The 16504-nt window shown below is 50.4% G+C and carries 14 protein-coding genes; 6 read left to right on the top strand and 8 right to left on the bottom strand.

Annotated features, from left to right (window positions below):
* Positions 1 to 33: 33 nt before the first annotated feature.
* The 5 genes from F0L74_RS02015 to F0L74_RS01995 all read right to left on the bottom strand — a co-directional run bounded on the left by F0L74_RS02015 (position 34) and on the right by F0L74_RS01995 (position 3921).
* Positions 34 to 465: a Fur family transcriptional regulator gene (locus tag F0L74_RS02015; RefSeq protein ID WP_149836170.1), complete on the bottom strand. Its 432-nt coding sequence runs from the start codon at positions 463 to 465 to the stop codon at positions 34 to 36.
* Between the two features lie 22 nt (positions 466 to 487).
* Complete coding sequence (locus F0L74_RS02010; RefSeq protein WP_149836169.1) at positions 488 to 1114, bottom strand: SCO family protein; 627 nt, start codon at positions 1112 to 1114, stop codon at positions 488 to 490.
* 49 nt (positions 1115 to 1163) lie between these two features.
* The gene (locus tag F0L74_RS02005; protein ID WP_149836168.1) at positions 1164 to 1898 is read right to left on the bottom strand and encodes a DUF3299 domain-containing protein; all 735 of its coding nucleotides are present in this window, start codon (positions 1896 to 1898) and stop codon (positions 1164 to 1166) included.
* On the bottom strand, positions 1891 to 3093 hold the full coding sequence (locus F0L74_RS02000) for an ABC transporter permease (protein ID WP_149836167.1): 1203 nt from the start codon (positions 3091 to 3093) through the stop codon (positions 1891 to 1893). The genes F0L74_RS02005 and F0L74_RS02000 overlap by 8 nt, the downstream gene beginning before the upstream one ends.
* Before the next feature lie 195 nt (positions 3094 to 3288).
* A complete protein-coding gene (locus F0L74_RS01995; RefSeq protein WP_149836166.1) occupies positions 3289 to 3921 on the bottom strand; it encodes an ABC transporter ATP-binding protein in 633 nt (210 codons plus the stop codon).
* A 190-nt stretch (positions 3922 to 4111) separates the two neighbouring features.
* Between F0L74_RS01995 and F0L74_RS01990 the strand changes: the two genes are divergently transcribed.
* The 4 genes from F0L74_RS01990 (at position 4112) to F0L74_RS01975 (ending at position 8861) form a co-directional block, all read left to right on the top strand.
* A complete protein-coding gene (locus tag F0L74_RS01990; protein ID WP_149836165.1) occupies positions 4112 to 4507 on the top strand; it encodes a MerC domain-containing protein in 396 nt (131 codons plus the stop codon).
* A 115-nt stretch (positions 4508 to 4622) separates the two neighbouring features.
* Positions 4623 to 5807 carry a GTP-binding protein gene (locus tag F0L74_RS01985; protein ID WP_149836164.1) on the top strand — a complete coding sequence of 395 codons (1185 nt, stop codon included), beginning with the start codon at positions 4623 to 4625 and terminating at the stop codon, positions 5805 to 5807.
* A gap of 147 nt (positions 5808 to 5954) precedes the next feature.
* On the top strand, positions 5955 to 8255 hold the full coding sequence (locus tag F0L74_RS01980; protein ID WP_149836163.1) for a TonB-dependent receptor: 2301 nt from the start codon (positions 5955 to 5957) through the stop codon (positions 8253 to 8255).
* A gap of 48 nt (positions 8256 to 8303) precedes the next feature.
* A complete protein-coding gene (locus F0L74_RS01975) occupies positions 8304 to 8861 on the top strand; it encodes a thioredoxin family protein (RefSeq protein ID WP_149836162.1) in 558 nt (185 codons plus the stop codon).
* A gap of 86 nt (positions 8862 to 8947) precedes the next feature.
* Here F0L74_RS01975 and F0L74_RS01970 read toward each other — a convergent pair whose 3' ends face one another.
* The 3 genes from F0L74_RS01970 to F0L74_RS01960 all read right to left on the bottom strand — a co-directional run bounded on the left by F0L74_RS01970 (position 8948) and on the right by F0L74_RS01960 (position 11771).
* A complete protein-coding gene (locus F0L74_RS01970) occupies positions 8948 to 9613 on the bottom strand; it encodes a hypothetical protein (protein ID WP_149836161.1) in 666 nt (221 codons plus the stop codon).
* Positions 9614 to 9664: 51 nt separating this feature from the next.
* Positions 9665 to 10228, bottom strand: a complete 564-nt coding sequence (gene purN, locus F0L74_RS01965) for a phosphoribosylglycinamide formyltransferase (RefSeq protein ID WP_149836160.1) — start codon at positions 10226 to 10228, stop codon at positions 9665 to 9667.
* A 754-nt stretch (positions 10229 to 10982) separates the two neighbouring features.
* Positions 10983 to 11771 carry a copper resistance protein NlpE N-terminal domain-containing protein gene (locus F0L74_RS01960; RefSeq protein WP_149836159.1) on the bottom strand — a complete coding sequence of 263 codons (789 nt, stop codon included), beginning with the start codon at positions 11769 to 11771 and terminating at the stop codon, positions 10983 to 10985.
* A 325-nt stretch (positions 11772 to 12096) separates the two neighbouring features.
* Here F0L74_RS01960 and F0L74_RS01955 point away from each other — a divergent pair, with 325 nt between their 5' ends.
* Together F0L74_RS01955 and F0L74_RS01950 are read left to right on the top strand one after the other, a co-directional pair.
* A complete protein-coding gene (locus tag F0L74_RS01955; protein ID WP_438502953.1) occupies positions 12097 to 13368 on the top strand; it encodes a c-type cytochrome in 1272 nt (423 codons plus the stop codon).
* Positions 13369 to 13418: 50 nt separating this feature from the next.
* On the top strand, positions 13419 to 16478 hold the full coding sequence (locus F0L74_RS01950; RefSeq protein ID WP_149836158.1) for a TAT-variant-translocated molybdopterin oxidoreductase: 3060 nt from the start codon (positions 13419 to 13421) through the stop codon (positions 16476 to 16478).
* Positions 16479 to 16504: the final 26 nt, after the last annotated feature.

Raw genomic sequence — 16504 nt, 5'->3', positions numbered from 1 at the left:
CAATATTGATGTGTGGATGTACGCATCCACACATCATTTACATTCCTTACACACCCCGCTCACTACCACCTCTACATTGCGGATAGCATAGCCATTGGGCAACTGGATAGAAGGGATATCAGTATCTTCCAGGCAAAGGGTATTGCCGCATTCTTCGCATTTAAAATGAACATGATGATCGTGGTGGTCATGTTCTGAGCAGGCAGATTTACACAAGGCATATTGTACAGAGGTATCCGTGGTAGGGATCTTATGGATAATGCCTTTATCCATGAAGGCCTGTAGTGTACGGTAGATAGTTACCCGGTCAAAGGCCTGGCCGTTCAGTTTCTTCTCAAAATCGCTGTGCTCCAGCGCGCCATTACTTTTCATAAACAGCTCCAGGATCTTCACCCGCGTATCGGTTACGCTCAGGTGGCTGCCTCGTAATATCTCACCGATCAGTTCTTTATTGTAGTTTGTCATAAAAACCGTTTTTATCCGCACATCACTCGTCCATCAGCCGCTTTATATCCGTGATCAGCTTATCCACATCAGATATTTTGGTGCCTTCATACAGGCCGCGTACACGGCCTTCGCCGTCTACCAGGGAAAACCATTGGGTGTGCACAAAGTCTTCTTCGCCGGTATACGTGCCGTCATCTACCATATATCCCGCCCGGGCCAGTTTATACAGCTCTTTTTTGGTACCGGTCAGGAACCACCAGTTCCGGCTGTCCGCGCCATGTTTTTCTGCATAAGCTTTTAAAACAGGTACGCTGTCATGTTCCGGGTCTACCGTATGGGAAAGTATGCGGAAGTCCGGGTTATCCTTATAGGCGGCATATACCTTTTCCATGTTCTTGTTCATCTTGGGGCAGATACCGGTACAGGTGGTAAAAAAGTATTCCGCCACATATATCTTGCCTTGTACATCTTTGCTGGTAATGGTACGGCCGTCCTGGTCCGTAAAGGAAAAACCGCCTATCACATGTCCGGGGCTGCCCAGTACCGGTAATTTCTCCTTTCCAAAGAAACTGCCGGTTTCGTCCATGATCACAGATCCTGCATACGCTAAAAAGGCAATGGTAAGCACCCCAAAGAAAATTATATAGAATACGCTCTTTTTTGACATAAAGCCCCGCTTTTTAATCTACCTGCAAAGGTAAGACAAAACTAGCTGGCTAGTTTGCGATAGCTGCCCCATCGAGGTTATAATATAATTCGTAAATATTTTTCTCATTGAGCCGCAGCTTTCCGGTAAAGGTCAGGTAATCGTCCGTCTTAAACCGCGCATGTCCGGGTTTTAGTTTTAACGCCATCACAGACTCCGGTCCGGCGCCGCCGCAAAAGAAGCAGGCATTGTTAGGATTGGCGGAGAGCACATAAATGCCGCCATTCACATCCAGCGGGATCACATAACCTGCAATACGGATATAAGCACCGTTCAGGCTCTTGATACCGCGGCTAAACTGAGGGTACAGCATCGGCATATCCATTTTTTCGTCCCATATGCGGTTAAAGACCACGTCTTTCAGCTGCCGCCAGGTAACGGAACGTGGCGGCTGGTCCTGCTCCCGGGCGGGGTGGACGGAAGGCGCAACGGGTAAAACGGCCTGGGAAACGGCGTTTGCACCCGCCAACAGTGGGCCATCCACCGGGATGATCTCCGTGGCGTCTCCAGCAGTGCCCACCGCGGTTACAATATGCGCTTGCTCATTGATCCCACCCACCGTAAAAGCTTTAACAACATTACCCCCAATCCCTTCCCCCATATTCCCTATCCCTGCCGCCCTCGCTGCTAACCATCTTTGCAGATACCCATTACCATTATGCCGGCAAAACCGGCTGATATCCGTACAAGACACCAGCAAAAAAGCGCCGGCGGCCAATAAATACCGTTGTGTACTACTAAACATGTGCTAAGGTTTTTGAGATATTCAAGCGGAAAGCCCGGATACCGGGCAGCAGCCCGGCTGCCAGGCAAATAAACCAGGTAAGCAGCGCCAGGCCGCCTTCTGCATACCCGGGTTGCCACCAGTGCCGCATGGTATAATGGAACTGCTGCGCTAAACCTGGCTGTATGATACCCAGGATGCCCCGGCTCAACAGGTAACCGCTGATAATACCGGCCAGTCCCAGAAAAGCGGCTTCCAACAGCAGCAGGGACAATAATTGCACCCGCTGTGCGCCCATACTACGCAGCAGGGCCAGTTCGTAACGCCGCTCCTCCAGCGACTGCAGCAGCATAAAAAATATGCTGCTCACGGCCAGCGCCATCAGCAGCCAGCCAATAATGCGCAATAGCTGGATACCGCTGCCCATCAGCGATAACAGCCGGTTCACTTCAATGGCCGGTACGGCCGCCTGCATATTCGTCTGCTCATTGATCCAGCGGGGGAACTGCAACTGCGCCATAGGGCTGCGGAACTGTAACAGCACAGCCGTGATCTGCCGGCTGGTATCATGTGCCGGCGCTTCATCCCCATCATCGTCGTCATGATGGGCATGAATATCCCATACGCTGTTTACAGCCGTGATAACCAACTGGTCCAGCACATTATCTGCCGGTGATAATATACCTGTTACGGTATAAGGCTGTCCTTCATGCACATGCCCCGCAGCGCCCAGGCCATGCATGCCGTTAAACCGGCTGCCGATATGAAGATGGTTACGCTGCGCCACTATGCTGCCTACCACTACTTCCATAGACGATTTAAAAAGCCGTCCACTGGCCATTTGTCCGCCATAATGTAGAATATAGGCCGGCGTACTGCCCACAATACGGAAACCATTATAACTATCGCCCAGCGCCAGGGGAATGGCCATGCGTACCATGGGATGCTGCATCCAGCGTTGTGCTTCCTGCAAACGGATATTGCCCGTGGGGGCGTCTGCATGATATACGGTGGATAGGATAAGCTGTAGCGGGCTGCCCTTAGCGCCCAGTACCATATCGATGCCGGCCACATTGTCTTCAAACTGATGACCCGCCTGCGCCTGCACCAGCAGCAACAGTGCCAGCATACCACTGGCACAGGTAAGCAACAGCCAGCTGGTGAGGCTGCGTAGTGGCCGGTGCAGCAGGTTTTTGAAAGCGATCTTGAATATCATTGGGTAAGTAATAACGGTGATCGAATGAAAGTAATTCTGGTTATCATCGGCAAGCAATGGCTGCGGTCAACAGCATATAAACAGCAAAACTCTTACGTGAACCGTGAAGGATGCCTTTGTCTCACTCTTTACCCGGCATCCCTCACCTCGTCCACGTATTCCCGCGCCAGTAGCGCCTACCCTCGCATTACATTCTCATCCCTCGCCAATATGTATCCTATTAGCAAATACCTCTTTTAAACGGCTGTCATGGGTAACGATCACCAATGCCGCCTGTTGTTCTCCCGCCTGCTCCGCCAATAACTCTGCAACCGCCGTGCAGTTATGATCATCCAGGCTGGCTGTGGGCTCATCCGCCAATATAAGCGGCGGTGCTGGCAACAACGCGCGTGCAATGGAAACCCGTTGCTGCTCGCCCTGGCTTAGCCGGGCCGGGTATTGTTGTAACAAATGATGGATACCCAGGGCATGCGTGATCCGGTTCACGGCTTCAGGTGTTACCGGTTTACGCGCCAGACGGCCCGCCAGCAACAGGTTATCCCTTACCTGCAATGCAGCAATGAAATGAGGCTGCTGGTAAATAATACCGGTATGCGCGCCCCGGAAACGATCCATCTCAGCGGCCGGCAGCCGCGTAGTGACAGTATCAGCAATGCGGACCTCTCCGCTTTGCGGCAACAATAACCCCGCTAATAAATGCAACAAAGTTGTTTTGCCTGCACCGGATGATCCCGTGATCAGCAATACTTCTCCCGCTCCACAATACAGTGCAGGAAACCGTAGTTTTCTCTTTCCGTATTGATATTCCAATCCAGTAGTCTGCAACATACCTCAACTGTTAATGCATGTAAAAGTAAATTAAAAAATATAAATCGCAACTAAGTTGCAAATAATTTAATAGTTTTGTGATAGCGATGCGAGGTTCGAAAAATATAATAAGAGGATAATACGTATACGTTCATTTCCGCCAAACCGCTACCGGACAGGCATTTGCCGTACATCTATAAACAGAAGAATTATGTCAGATAAGTTTTTACGTAAGTTAAACCTGGATGCCTGGGGAATAGGCGCATCCCTGCTTTGCGCGGTGCATTGTGCCGTGCTGCCTTTGATGATGATGTTACTGCCGTTGATGGGCTTCCAGTTATTGGAGAATGAGGCGCTGGAGTATGGCCTAATGGGCTTCACCTTCCTGGTAGGTAGTATTGCTTTATACAGAGGCTACCGTTATCACCACCGCCAAGGCAAACCGCTGCTGTTATTTATAACAGGCCTGGTATTGCTGCTGCTGGGGCATTTCCTGCAAACCGGCCTGCCTGGCCTTGGTATCATTGCAACAGGGGCCTTGTTCATTATCATCGCTCACTGGTGGAACCTACGGCAATGCAGGCACTATCATAAAACTGCAGCATAATTATACACGCGTTAAATGAAACAATCAGGTACCCAAAAACCATAGTCATACACGCACTAAATCAAACATTCAAATACCACAACCCATAGCATAACATCATTCATAAACCCACCATATGCAACAATTACCCGTAACAGTATTAAGCGGCTTCCTGGGCGCCGGCAAAACCACCTTACTAAACCATGTCTTACATAACCGCGAAAACCTGCGCGTAGCTGTTATTGTAAACGATATGAGCGAAGTAAACATCGACGCACAGCTGGTAAAGAACGAAAACGTACTGCACCACACAGACGAACAATTGGTAGAAATGAGCAATGGCTGTATCTGCTGCACCCTGCGGGAGGATCTGCTGCGCGAAGTAGCCTCCCTGGCGGCGCAACAACGTTTTGATTACCTGCTGATAGAATCCAGCGGTATCTCTGAGCCGCTGCCCGTAGCGCAAACCTTCTGTTACCAGGATGAGCTCAATAATATAGACCTCAGCCGCGTAAGCCGCCTGGATACGCTGGTCACCGTAGTAGATGCCTGGAACTTCAGCCGGGATTATAACAGTACCACCCTGCTACAGGAACGGGGCCTTACAGAAGATGTAGCAGATAACCGGAGCATTGTAAACCTGCTCACGGAGCAGATCGAATTTGCCAACGTGATCGTGCTTAATAAATGCGACCTGGTAGCGCAGCACGAATTAAACACGCTCAAAGCCTTATTACGCAAACTCAACGCAGATGCCCGTATCATCGAAAGTACCAATGGGGTAGTGCCTTTAAAGGAGATCCTGCATACGGGGCTATTCGACTTTGACCGCACTTCACAAAACGCCGGTTGGATAGCCGCGCTGGAAAACCCGCATACCCCGGAAACGGAAGAATACGGCATTCACTCTTTTGTATACCGCAGCCGTCAGCCTTTTCACCCGGAGCGGTTGTGGCAGTATATTAACGAAGGATGGCATGGCAACATCCTGCGTAGCAAAGGCTTGTTATGGCTGGCCTCCCGGCCTGCCATCGCCATAAACTGGAGCCAGGCCGGCGGCTCCCTCCGTGCAGATAAGGCCGGGTACTGGTGGTGCGCCATCCCACGCGACGAGTGGCAAATGGATAAAGCTTCCTATAGATTACTGATGGATCGCTGGCATCCGGTATTCGCAGACCGTTATAACGAGATCGTGATCATTGGGCAGGAGCTGGAGGAGCAGCGTATTACGCAGGAACTGGACGCCTGCAGCTGTACCGCGGAGGAGATACAGCAATGGCAGGAGGGGTATGATTTCAGGGATCCTTTTCCTGTGTTGTAATAATGAACTCATTGCCGCCCAGTCGCCACGGCTTTCCCAGAACCTAATACCGCCCCCACAAATCCCCTCTAAAATTTAGGCCAGTCTAAAAATAAATTTAGAATACTTATAAACCTTCACCTACATTTGTAATATAATTTGTTTCAGATGATCAAATTTATACGCTATATTCTGTACTGTTCATTCGCCTGCTCCGCAGCCCAGGCACAAAACAGCGTCCCATCAGGGCAGCTCCGCGGCATAGTCTGGGCAGACGGCCGGCCCTTACCCTTTGCCAGCATCGGTTTTTCAGATCTAAAAACCGGCGCCGTCACCAACGAAGCCGGCGAGTACACCCTGCAACACATCCCCGCCGGCCGCCATCAGTTACAGGTAAGCGCCGTAGGCTTTGTAAAACATGCGCAACCGGTACAGATAAAAGCCGGCGGCATTACCCGCCTGGACATCACCCTGCAAACCGCCTCCTCCAGCCTTAACGAAGTAGTGGTGACCGGCACCCTTAAACCCGTCACTAAAATGGAAAGCCCGGTACCGGTAGATGTATTTACCCCCCTGTTCTTCCGTAAGAATCCTACCCCCAGCCTGTTTGACGCCTTACAGAATATAAACGGCGTACGCCCCCAGCTTAACTGTAATGTGTGCAATACCGGGGATATCCATATCAATGGCCTGGAAGGCCCTTATACCATGGTGATGATAGACGGCATGCCCATCGTGAGCGCGCTTTCTACCGTATACGGCCTGTCCGGTATTCCCAATAGCCTGGTAGAAAGGGTGGAGATCGTAAAAGGCCCTGCCTCTACGCTCTACGGCTCAGAAGCGGTGGCGGGGTTGATCAACATCATTACCAAAGACCCGGAAACGGCGCCGCGTTTAACGGCAGATGTCTTCAGCACCAGCTGGCAGGAATACAATGTAGACCTGGGCCTGCGCTTTAACGCCGGCAACGCGCACTCCTTATTGGGCGTAAACTATTACAATTACCAGCACCCCATTGATAACAATGGCGACGGCTTTACAGATGTAACCCTGCAACACCGCATTTCCGTATTCAATAAATGGAGCTTCGCCCGTAAACAGCAACGCATCGCCTCGCTGGCTGCCCGGTATTATTATGAAGACCGCTGGGGTGGCGATATGCGCTGGGGCAAACAATGGCGCGGCACAGACAGCATCTATGGAGAGAGCATCCGCACCAGCCGCCTGGAAGTGATAGGCTCGTACCAGCTGCCCCTGCGGGAAAAGATCATGCTGCAATACTCCTTTAACGTACATGATCAGAACTCCGCCTACGGCAAAACCTGGTTCCTGGCCAACCAGAAGATCGCTTTTGCACAGCTTACCTGGGATAAACAGCTGGGATCGCATAACCTGCTGGCCGGCATCCCCTTGCGTTATACTTATTATGACGATAATACGGTGGCTACAGAAAAGCCCACCCCGCATGGCCCCGCAGATGCGCCTACCAAAACCTGGCTGCCCGGCGTCTTTTTACAGGACGAGATCCGGCTATTCCCCAAACATACCCTGCTGCTGGGCATGCGTTATGATTATAACTCTATCCATGGCAGCATCCTCACGCCGCGCCTGGCCTATAAATGGGCGCCCACGGAGCAGGATGTGCTGCGGCTGAACATAGGTACCGGCTACCGGGTAGTATCTGTATTTACAGAAGATCATGCCGCCCTTACCGGGGCACGGCAGGTAGTGATCCGGGAAGATCTGCGGCCGGAGAAGAGCTGGAACATCAACCTCAACTACGTTAAAAAGATCAATCTCAATAATGCCTTTCTGGGGCTGGATATGTCTGCGTTCTATACGCGCTTCAGCAATAAGATCATACCGGATTATAATACCAGCCCGGACTCCATCATCTATAACAACCTGGATGGTTACGCTGTTTCCAAAGGCTTTAGCCTGAATGCGGATATCGCGTTCTCCTTTCCCCTGAAGATCCTGGCCGGCGCCACCCTCATGGATGTAAACACCATCACGCATGTAAATGGCCAAAACATAAAGCAACGGCCCCTGCTCACAGAAAGGGTTACCGGTACCTGGACGGCCTCCTATACCCTGGCGCGCTGGGGCCTCACCATCGATTATACCGGTAACATCTATGGTCCCATGAAACTGCCCCTCCTGGGCCCGCTGGACCCCCGCCCGGCTAATTCGCCCGTTTGGAGCCTGCAGAATATACAATTCACCAAAAAATGCACGAATGGATGGGAGGTATACGGTGGCGTTAAGAATCTGCTTAACTTCAGACCACGGAAAGACGCCATTGCCCGGTCAACGGACCCGTTCGACAAAAAGGTGGTACACGACCCGCAGGGAAATGTACTGCCCACGCCCGATAACCCTTATGCCCTCACGTTCGATCCCAGCTATGTATACGCGCCTAACCAGGGCATCCGGGGCTTCCTGGGCGTACGCTGGACAGTAAAATAATAGGAGGGGTGGCGGCCTTCCGGATAAGGAAGTTTAACGATCATTATCATGCACCACATTTTGCCTAAGGGACATGTACAATACAGGGGTGGCCCCCATATCCGTGGCCTCCTGCTTTTATTGCTGGCCTTATTCTCCTCCTTCCCCGCCGCCGCCCAGGTCCGCTACACCACCTTCGAAAAGCTGGATAGCGCCATGCAAACCGCGCCCCGCAAGACCTTTGTGCTTATCCGTACCAGCTGGTGCGCCTATTGCAACATGATGGAGCATACCACCCTCCAAAACAAACCAGTAGTACAGCTGCTCAATAACTGCTTCTACAGCATTTCGCTGGATGCCGAACAAAAACGGGAGATCCACTTCAAAGGGAAAGTATACGCCTTCCAGCCCCGGGGTAACAACAGCGGTCAGAACCAGCTGGCTAACGTTCTCATGAAAGGCGATGCGGTCATCTACCCATCCATCGTATTACTGGATGAGCATTACCGGATCATTTTCCGCACCAGCGGCTACATAGACAGTAAACAATTATTACACCTCTTACAAAGGGCCTGCGCGGGAGAGAAAGATATCAGCAGGCAAAAAGGAACAGACAGCCTGGATTAACAACGGGATCAACAAACACGGCTGCAGCATCAACCTGGAAACTGCCAGCAGGAAAGTATCAACACGCAAACAGCACACCCATCACACTACAGCTTCAGCCCCAACTTGATCCCCAGCTGTAAACTAGGAAAAAAGCTCACCAGCTGCCCTTCACTGTTCTGCACCGTCCCATTGTTATTGTTATAATTACTGTAATTATAGATCTTACTGCGGATGCCTAATCCTATATACGGGTCAAAAATGATCTTATCTTTTTTGAACTGGCGGCCCAGCAGCAACTGTAACCCCGCCACATCCTTACTGGCAGATTCCTTATAGGTATTCCCCATTATCTCCACCTCTTCATTGGGATAAAACACTTTCTTATAGAACAGCACCGGCTGAAAATAAGTGCCGCCCGCCCGGGAATTACCTTCATAAATAGAGAAGATATACCAGCGCAGCGCCGCCCGGAATCCCAGACCACGGCCCTCTACGAACTGCTCTGTGCTGATATCAGGCTTTTTCTGGCCAAAATCGATCTTCTTGGCCAGCACATAATCGGGATAGTCTGTATAGATGCCGGTAATGCCTAATTCAAGGCTTAGCTTTTGGGTCAGCTCCTGCTCAATATAAACATCCAGCTCATTGATAAGGGTGGTTACATTGGCTTTAATGTAGGTGCTGTTCCGGAAGGAGGTAGGTTTATCCTGTGCCCGGGAAGTAAGGCAGTAACAACAAATGGACAGTAAAACAAATAGTGTTCGTTTCATAACAGTTGCCGGGGAAAAATAGCTAACGGCCTTACAGCCGCCAGGCTTTTTTTAGGTCAATAATCGTTCCACAATTACCGGGTACCAGGCGTGTTCCAGCACCTGCACTTTTCGTGCAAGGGTAGCCGGTGTATCGGCTGGCGTTATCTCGCAACGCTCCTGCAATATGGTAGCGCCGTCATCATATTTTTCGTTTACGTAATGGATAGTGATGCCGCTTTCCTTATCGCCCGCGGTGATCACCGCTTCATGTACAAAATGACCGTACATGCCTTTTCCGCCGTATTTGGGCAATAGCGCCGGGTGTATGTTGATGATACGGTTGGCAAAGGCCTGTACCAGGTTGGCGGGTACTTTCCACAGGAAACCAGCCAGCACCACCAGGTCTATCTGCGCCTGCTGCAACAGCTGCACATAATCATCCGCACGGAAGAACGGTTCCTTTTCGATCAATACTGCCGGGATGTTTTCTTTGGCTGCGATCTGGAATATGCCGGCGTCCGGTTTATTACACAGGATCAATGTAACCCTGGCTATATTGGACTCCCTGAAATGATCGATGATCTTTTGGGCATTGCTGCCCGCGCCTGAAGCAAAAATGGCAATATTTTTCAAAGCTGGATGTAATTTTTACCGCTGCAAAGGTAGGGGATACTTTGATGAATAATTACAGGATACTTACAACGTAATTATATAATAATTACAGTTACAGAAGACCAGCAAAACAGCTGCATGCCACCAGATAATATTTATCAACCACACGGCGTACCGGCTAACCATCGGCAGCATATTCATGCCATGCTTACATACAGTTTGCCAGGTCCGTTCAACACTTTAAAAATTCCTTGCATAACAACCACGGTTTAGGTTGATGACCGCACAGATATCCGCACTCCGTATGCCATCCGTGTGCCACTTATATGACACCCATATGCAACCCATATATTTCCCGGTAAACCGGGCATTTCAGCTATGGTCAGCTCCGTAGCCCCTTACCCTGCTGCAATAGCGGCGGGGTACATGTGTAGATGCAGTATCAGTAAGTTTTTCGGAATTGAGACGCTTTACCTCCCATTTTATGACCGGCACCTGATTGCCAGCCTCATTACATATACATTAAATGCCTATCGTACTCCCGGGGACATATTTGCAGCATCGTTTCAAAATAGGGTCGAGTAGGGTTGCAGTAACCTTTCAGTAACCTTTCAATAGGGTTTTAGGAGGGAAACACCCCAGTTTTACCGCAATAACGGTATCATAATTTGTCAGACTTGTTAGCGAATAGCCACCTTGTTGGGTGTGTTTTGGCTACATCATATACAGTCGCCAGTCACTCCCTCCGCTGCATTCCCATCAAAACACCAGCCCATCACTTCAAATACTCCCCGCACCCCATATACATCCTGTCCTTCATCTGCACCTCCACCGTATACGGCCGCATGTACCCGCTCATATCATCATTACAAGCCTTATTCCTGATCGTCAGCGTAAACTCCGTCTTCTCCGTCTTGGTCATATATACCTTCAGCGTATCCGTATCCGGCTTAGGCCGCGGGGCGGGTATCCGCAAAGAATCCCCGTTAGCCGTATGAAAATAGATCGTTTTCTGCCGGTCCAGCTCCACCGTCCAGCCGGGTTCATTCCCTGCCGCCATAAAATCCACCCCGGCGGCCGCCTTCTCCAGCATCCGGGCACGGTCGCCACCGCCTTCCACCGGCCGTAAGATATAATTGTCCGCCAGCGCCCCCGTAATCCGCTGTCCCTGCCGGTCCAGCTGGTACAGCTTCCCGTCCCCAAACAGGAACTGCTGCCCCTGGTTGCCGCTTAGCCGTATAATAGTGTCATTCTCCATCTGCCACAGCCCGGTATCCAGCACCGGCTGGTTATTATTCCGCTCCCGGTACACCATCAGCTCCTTATAGTGATGGTCCTCATACAGGCTTAGCTGGTAATCTATCCCAGGACAGTCCGCGCAGGGCAGGGTACCCTGGTAGCTGCCCGCTGCCTTGCTGGCCGGGCCGGAGATGGCCGCTGTACCGGCCGCGCCAATGCTGGCCGTAAGGGTACTGTCAGTTGCCTCCTGCCGGGAACCGCCTCCACAGGCAGTCAGCAGGCTTAGTCCAAAAACGGTAGTAAATATGAAGGAAGGATAACGCATGGGGATCAGTTTTAGCAGGTTATTTAAATTTACGCCATTTATTATTATGCGTCTGCCACAACAATTATCGGGCTACCTCTGTATATAATATAATACCATGCAATTGGTAAATTACCCATTTATGGTGTTATTTACCGATGTTCGTCACCCCCTATACGGAACATGATATTTATCATAAAATTTGCCGTGTAAAGTTTTTATGTATAGAAAAAAGAGTTATAGCTGCAACCAATAATTTTTTTATTTGTTGATAAATTGTCAACATTGTGTCTTATTTTTGCTGGCACTTTTAAGAAACTAAGGTCAAATCTAAACTTAATAGGCTGTGTATCGTCGTGTTTCCATTCGTTTGCGCAAGCAATTAGTGAGTGTTCTTATCCTATGCGCGGGTCTTGTACTCTCGGTTTCAACTACAGTTCAAGCTGCTGATCCGGCTAAGGGTAAAGCATTGTTCCAGGCAAATTGCGCATCTTGTCATAATGTACATAAGCAACTCACAGGTCCTGCACTGAAAGGGGTTGAAGACAGATGGTCTGATAAGAAATTATTGCACCAATGGATTCATAACTCCTCTTCTGTAATTGCATCTGGTGATCCTTATGCTAATGCACTGTTTAAGCAGTTTAACCAGGTAATGCCTGCGTTTCCTGCATTTACAGATGAAGATATAGATAATATCCTGGGGTATATCGCAGTAGAAGGCGCCCGTGATCCTAACGCAAAAGCAGCTACTCCTGGTGCAGGCGGCGCTGCTGCGGAAGAAGGCGGGGACAACAGCCTCCTGTTCGGTATCATCACCCTGGTGCTGGCAGTTGTAGCGCTGATCCTGATGCAGATCAACAGCAACCTGAATAAGCTTGCTGGCGATAAAGAAGGAGTAGCCACACCGGAACCCGTTCCCTTCTATAAGAATAAGGCGTACATCGCGCTGGGCGTGATCGTCCTCTTCATGATCGGCGGTTATTTCACCATCCAGGGCGCTATCGGCCTGGGTCGTCAGAAAGACTACATGCCGGAGCAACCTATCCACTACTCTCACAAAGTACACGCAGGCATCAACCAGATCAGCTGTCTGTACTGCCACGCTGGCGCTGAGAAGAGCAAGCACGCCATGATCCCTTCTGAAAATATCTGTATGAACTGTCACAAGGTCATCAATGAATACCATGGCCCTGACCTGTTCACCGCAGAAGGTAAGAAGATCAACGGTAGCGCAGAGATCGCGAAACTGTACGATTATGTAGGCTGGGATGCTGAAGCGAAGAAATACACTAAACCTGGTAAGCCCATCGAATGGACTAAGATCCATAACCTGCCTGACCACGTTTACTTTAACCACTCTCAGCACGTAGTAGCAGGTAAACAACAGTGTCAGACCTGTCACGGCAATATCCAGGATATGGACGAAGTTCATCAGTTCGCAGACCTGTCCATGGGCTGGTGTATCAACTGCCACCGTACTACCAAAGTGCAGTTCGCCGATAACAAATACTACAGCATTTTTGAGAAGTTCCACCAGGAAGTTAAAGATGGCAAGATCGACAGTGTGACCGTTGAAATGGTAGGTGGTACTGAATGTCAGAAATGTCACTACTAATATATAGACCAGATCAAATTATAATCACCGTAACTCGTATATAAATTAACATGGAGCAGAAAAAGTATTGGAAAGGCCTGGAGGAGTTGCATAATACCAAAGCGCATCAGGAGATAGTGAAGAACGAATTTGGAGAAGAGCTGCCGTTTGATGAGAGTGATAGCCTGCTGGGCGCTACTACCCCCCGCCGGGATTTCCTGAAATACCTGGGATTCACTACGGCAGCCGCTACGATTGCCGCTAGTTGTGAGATACCTATCAAGAAAGCTATACCTTACGTAAATAAGCCGGAAGAGATCACCCCCGGCGTACCTAACTATTACGCCTCTACCTACGCTGTAGACGGCGAATACGTTCCCTTAGTAGTAAAGACCCGCGAAGGCAGGCCTATCAAAATAGAAGGTAATACATTAAGCACCGTAACAAACGGTGCTACCACCGCAAGGGTACAAGGCGCGGTATTAAGCCTGTACGATAGTGCCCGTCTGCGTTATCCTACCATCAGCGGTACAGAGACCACCTGGGCAGAGCTGGATAAACAAGTAGCCGCTGCGCTGAACAGCCTGGGCGGCCAGCCGGTAGTATTACTGACCTCTACCATCACCAGCCCTTCTACCAAGAAAGTCATCGGTGAATTCCTGGCTAAATACCCGGGTTCCCGCCATGTAACATATGATGCAGTATCCTACTCCGCGATGCTGCTGGCCAATGAGGCCGCCTATGGTAAAAAGACCTTACCTTCTTACCATTTCGAGAATGCAAAAGTAGTAGTGAGCCTGGGCGCTGACTTCCTGGGTACCTGGTTAAACCCTGCCGAATTCTCTCAGCAGTTTGGCCAGACCCGTAAGATCAACCAGGAGAAACCGGAAATGAGCAAACATTTCCATTTCGAAAGCATGATGAGCCTCACCGGCGCTAACGCTGACGAAAGGTTCACCCACAAACCTTCTGAAACAGGCGCCGTTACACTGGCCCTGTACAATGCTGTGAACGGCGGTTCCGTGAGCGGCATTGCAGACAAACGCCTGGCAGACGGTATCGCTAAAGCGGCTAAAGCCCTGAAGAATGCACAGGGTAAAGCGCTGGTAGTATCCGGCTCCAACGATGTGAATGTACAGCTGATCGTTAACGCCATCAATAACCTGGTAGGCGCTAACGGTGCTACAATAGATTGGGCTACCACCGCTAACTACCGTCAGGGTATCGACAGCGAGATGGCCCAGCTGGTAAGCGACCTGAACGCGGGCAACATTGGCGCCCTGCTGATCAACGGCGTAAACCCTGCATATGATTACTTCGACGGTAAGAAGTTTGCAGATGGTCTGAAGAAAGCTAAACTGGTAGTTTCTTTCAACGACCGTAAAGACGAAACTTCCGAACTGTGCAAATATGCCGCTCCTGCGCATCACTTCCTCGAAAGCTGGGGTGATACAGAAGGCAAGACCGGCTACTTCAGCTTTACACAGCCTACTATCGCGCCCCTGTTCAAAACACGCGCTTTTGAAGATACCCTGCTCACCTGGAGCGGCAATGCCACCAACTGGGTAGATTACCTGAAGAATGAGTGGATGTCCAAACTGGGCGGACAGGAAGCATGGGATAAAACCCTGCAGGATGGCGTTATCGAGCCCTCCACTGCGCCTGCCCTGGGCGGCGCTACCTTTGCCGGCGATGTAGCCGCTGCTTCTGCAAAGATCAGCAGCGCTAAAAAAGGCGGTAAACTGGAACTGGTGCTGTATGAGAAAGTAGCTATCGGTAACGGTAAACTGGCAAACAACCCCTGGCTGCAGGAAATGCCGGATCCTATCACCCGCACTACCTGGGATAACTACGCTTGCGTATCCAATACCCTCGCTAAACAATACGGCGAACAGCTGGGCGACGATTACGAGATCCACGCTGCCAAGAATGTACTGAGGATAAAAGCTAACGGCAAAACAATTGAACTGCCCCTGATAATCGTACCGGGCATTCACCCTGACGTGATCGCGATCGCCGTAGGTTACGGCCGCAACATGAACGCAGGCGCTGCTGCCGGCGGTGTTGGTCAGAACGCTTATCCTCTTGTAAGCTATAACGGTCAAACCTTTGATTACTTCGCTTCCGATGTAGCTGTAGAAGCTACCGGTACTAAGTACGACATCGGCATCACCCAACAGCATAACAGCTACGAAGGCCGTCCTATCATCAAGGAAACCACGCTCGAAGAGTTCATCAAGAACCCTAAAGCAGTGAACGAAGACCGCGAAGAGCTGGCTAAATACGGCAGCGATTACCGTGCAGACGCTACTTTATATCCCAACCACCCTTACCCCGGCATCAAATGGGGCATGTCCATCGACCTGAACACCTGTTTCGGTTGTGGCGCATGTACCATCGCTTGTCAGGCAGAGAACAACGTTTCTGTAGTAGGTAAGGAGCAGGTGATCAAAGCGCATGAAATGCACTGGTTGCGTATCGACCGCTACTTCAGCGGTGATGAGAACAACCCGGAAGTAGTATTCCAGCCTATGCTGTGCCAGCATTGTGATAACGCTCCCTGTGAGAACGTTTGTCCGGTGGCTGCTACCAACCACAGCTCTGAAGGTCTGAACCAGATGGCTTATAACCGTTGTATCGGTACCCGTTACTGCGCTAACAACTGTCCGTATAAAGTACGCCGCTTTAACTGGCGCGACTGGAACGGCGCTGATAGCTTCGATAACAACCTGTACGATGTATCTGATATGAACGACAACCTCACCCGTATGGTACTGAACCCCGATGTGGTAGTACGTAGCCGCGGTGTGATGGAGAAATGTACTTTCTGCGTACAACGCCTGCAGGATGCTAAACTGACTGCTAAGAAAGAAGGCCGCCCGATGAAAGACGGCGAAGCCAAAACTGCTTGTCAGCAAGCCTGTGCCGCAGACGCTATCGTATTCGGTAACGTAAACGATAAAGAAAGCCGCGTAGCGAAGATCCGTAACGAAGAACAGACTGAAAGGGTGTTCTATGTGCTGGAAGAGATCCATACGCTGCCTTCTATCAGCTACCTGGCTAAGATCCGTAACAAGGATGCAGCGCCTAAAGCTGAAGGAGAACATGCAGAAGCTGCACACCACGGATAATGGATGCAGAAGGCATTAAGAAGAAG

Source organism: Chitinophaga agrisoli (genome assembly GCF_008386695.1).
Classification (GTDB): Bacteria; Bacteroidota; Bacteroidia; order Chitinophagales; family Chitinophagaceae; genus Chitinophaga; species Chitinophaga agrisoli.
Note: the sequence above shows the minus strand (reverse complement) of the source record. Positions and strands in the feature narration are given on the sequence as shown.

Excerpts from the sequence above, each read along its gene's own strand:
- F0L74_RS01995 (WP_149836166.1), bottom strand. The coding sequence starts at position 3,921 with ATGTTGCAGACTACTGGATTGGAATATCAATACGGAAAGAGAAAACTA.
- F0L74_RS02005 (WP_149836168.1), bottom strand. The coding sequence starts at position 1,898 with ATGTTTAGTAGTACACAACGGTATTTATTGGCCGCCGGCGCTTTTTTG.
- F0L74_RS01985 (WP_149836164.1), top strand. The coding sequence starts at position 4,623 with ATGCAACAATTACCCGTAACAGTATTAAGCGGCTTCCTGGGCGCCGGC.
- F0L74_RS01960 (WP_149836159.1), bottom strand. The coding sequence starts at position 11,771 with ATGCGTTATCCTTCCTTCATATTTACTACCGTTTTTGGACTAAGCCTG.
- F0L74_RS01975 (WP_149836162.1), top strand. The coding sequence starts at position 8,304 with ATGCACCACATTTTGCCTAAGGGACATGTACAATACAGGGGTGGCCCC.
- F0L74_RS02015 (WP_149836170.1), bottom strand. The coding sequence starts at position 465 with ATGACAAACTACAATAAAGAACTGATCGGTGAGATATTACGAGGCAGC.
- F0L74_RS02010 (WP_149836169.1), bottom strand. The coding sequence starts at position 1,114 with ATGTCAAAAAAGAGCGTATTCTATATAATTTTCTTTGGGGTGCTTACC.
- F0L74_RS01950 (WP_149836158.1), top strand. The coding sequence starts at position 13,419 with ATGGAGCAGAAAAAGTATTGGAAAGGCCTGGAGGAGTTGCATAATACC.
- F0L74_RS01990 (WP_149836165.1), top strand. The coding sequence starts at position 4,112 with ATGTCAGATAAGTTTTTACGTAAGTTAAACCTGGATGCCTGGGGAATA.
- F0L74_RS01970 (WP_149836161.1), bottom strand. The coding sequence starts at position 9,613 with ATGAAACGAACACTATTTGTTTTACTGTCCATTTGTTGTTACTGCCTT.
- F0L74_RS01980 (WP_149836163.1), top strand. The coding sequence starts at position 5,955 with ATGATCAAATTTATACGCTATATTCTGTACTGTTCATTCGCCTGCTCC.
- F0L74_RS02000 (WP_149836167.1), bottom strand. The coding sequence starts at position 3,093 with ATGATATTCAAGATCGCTTTCAAAAACCTGCTGCACCGGCCACTACGC.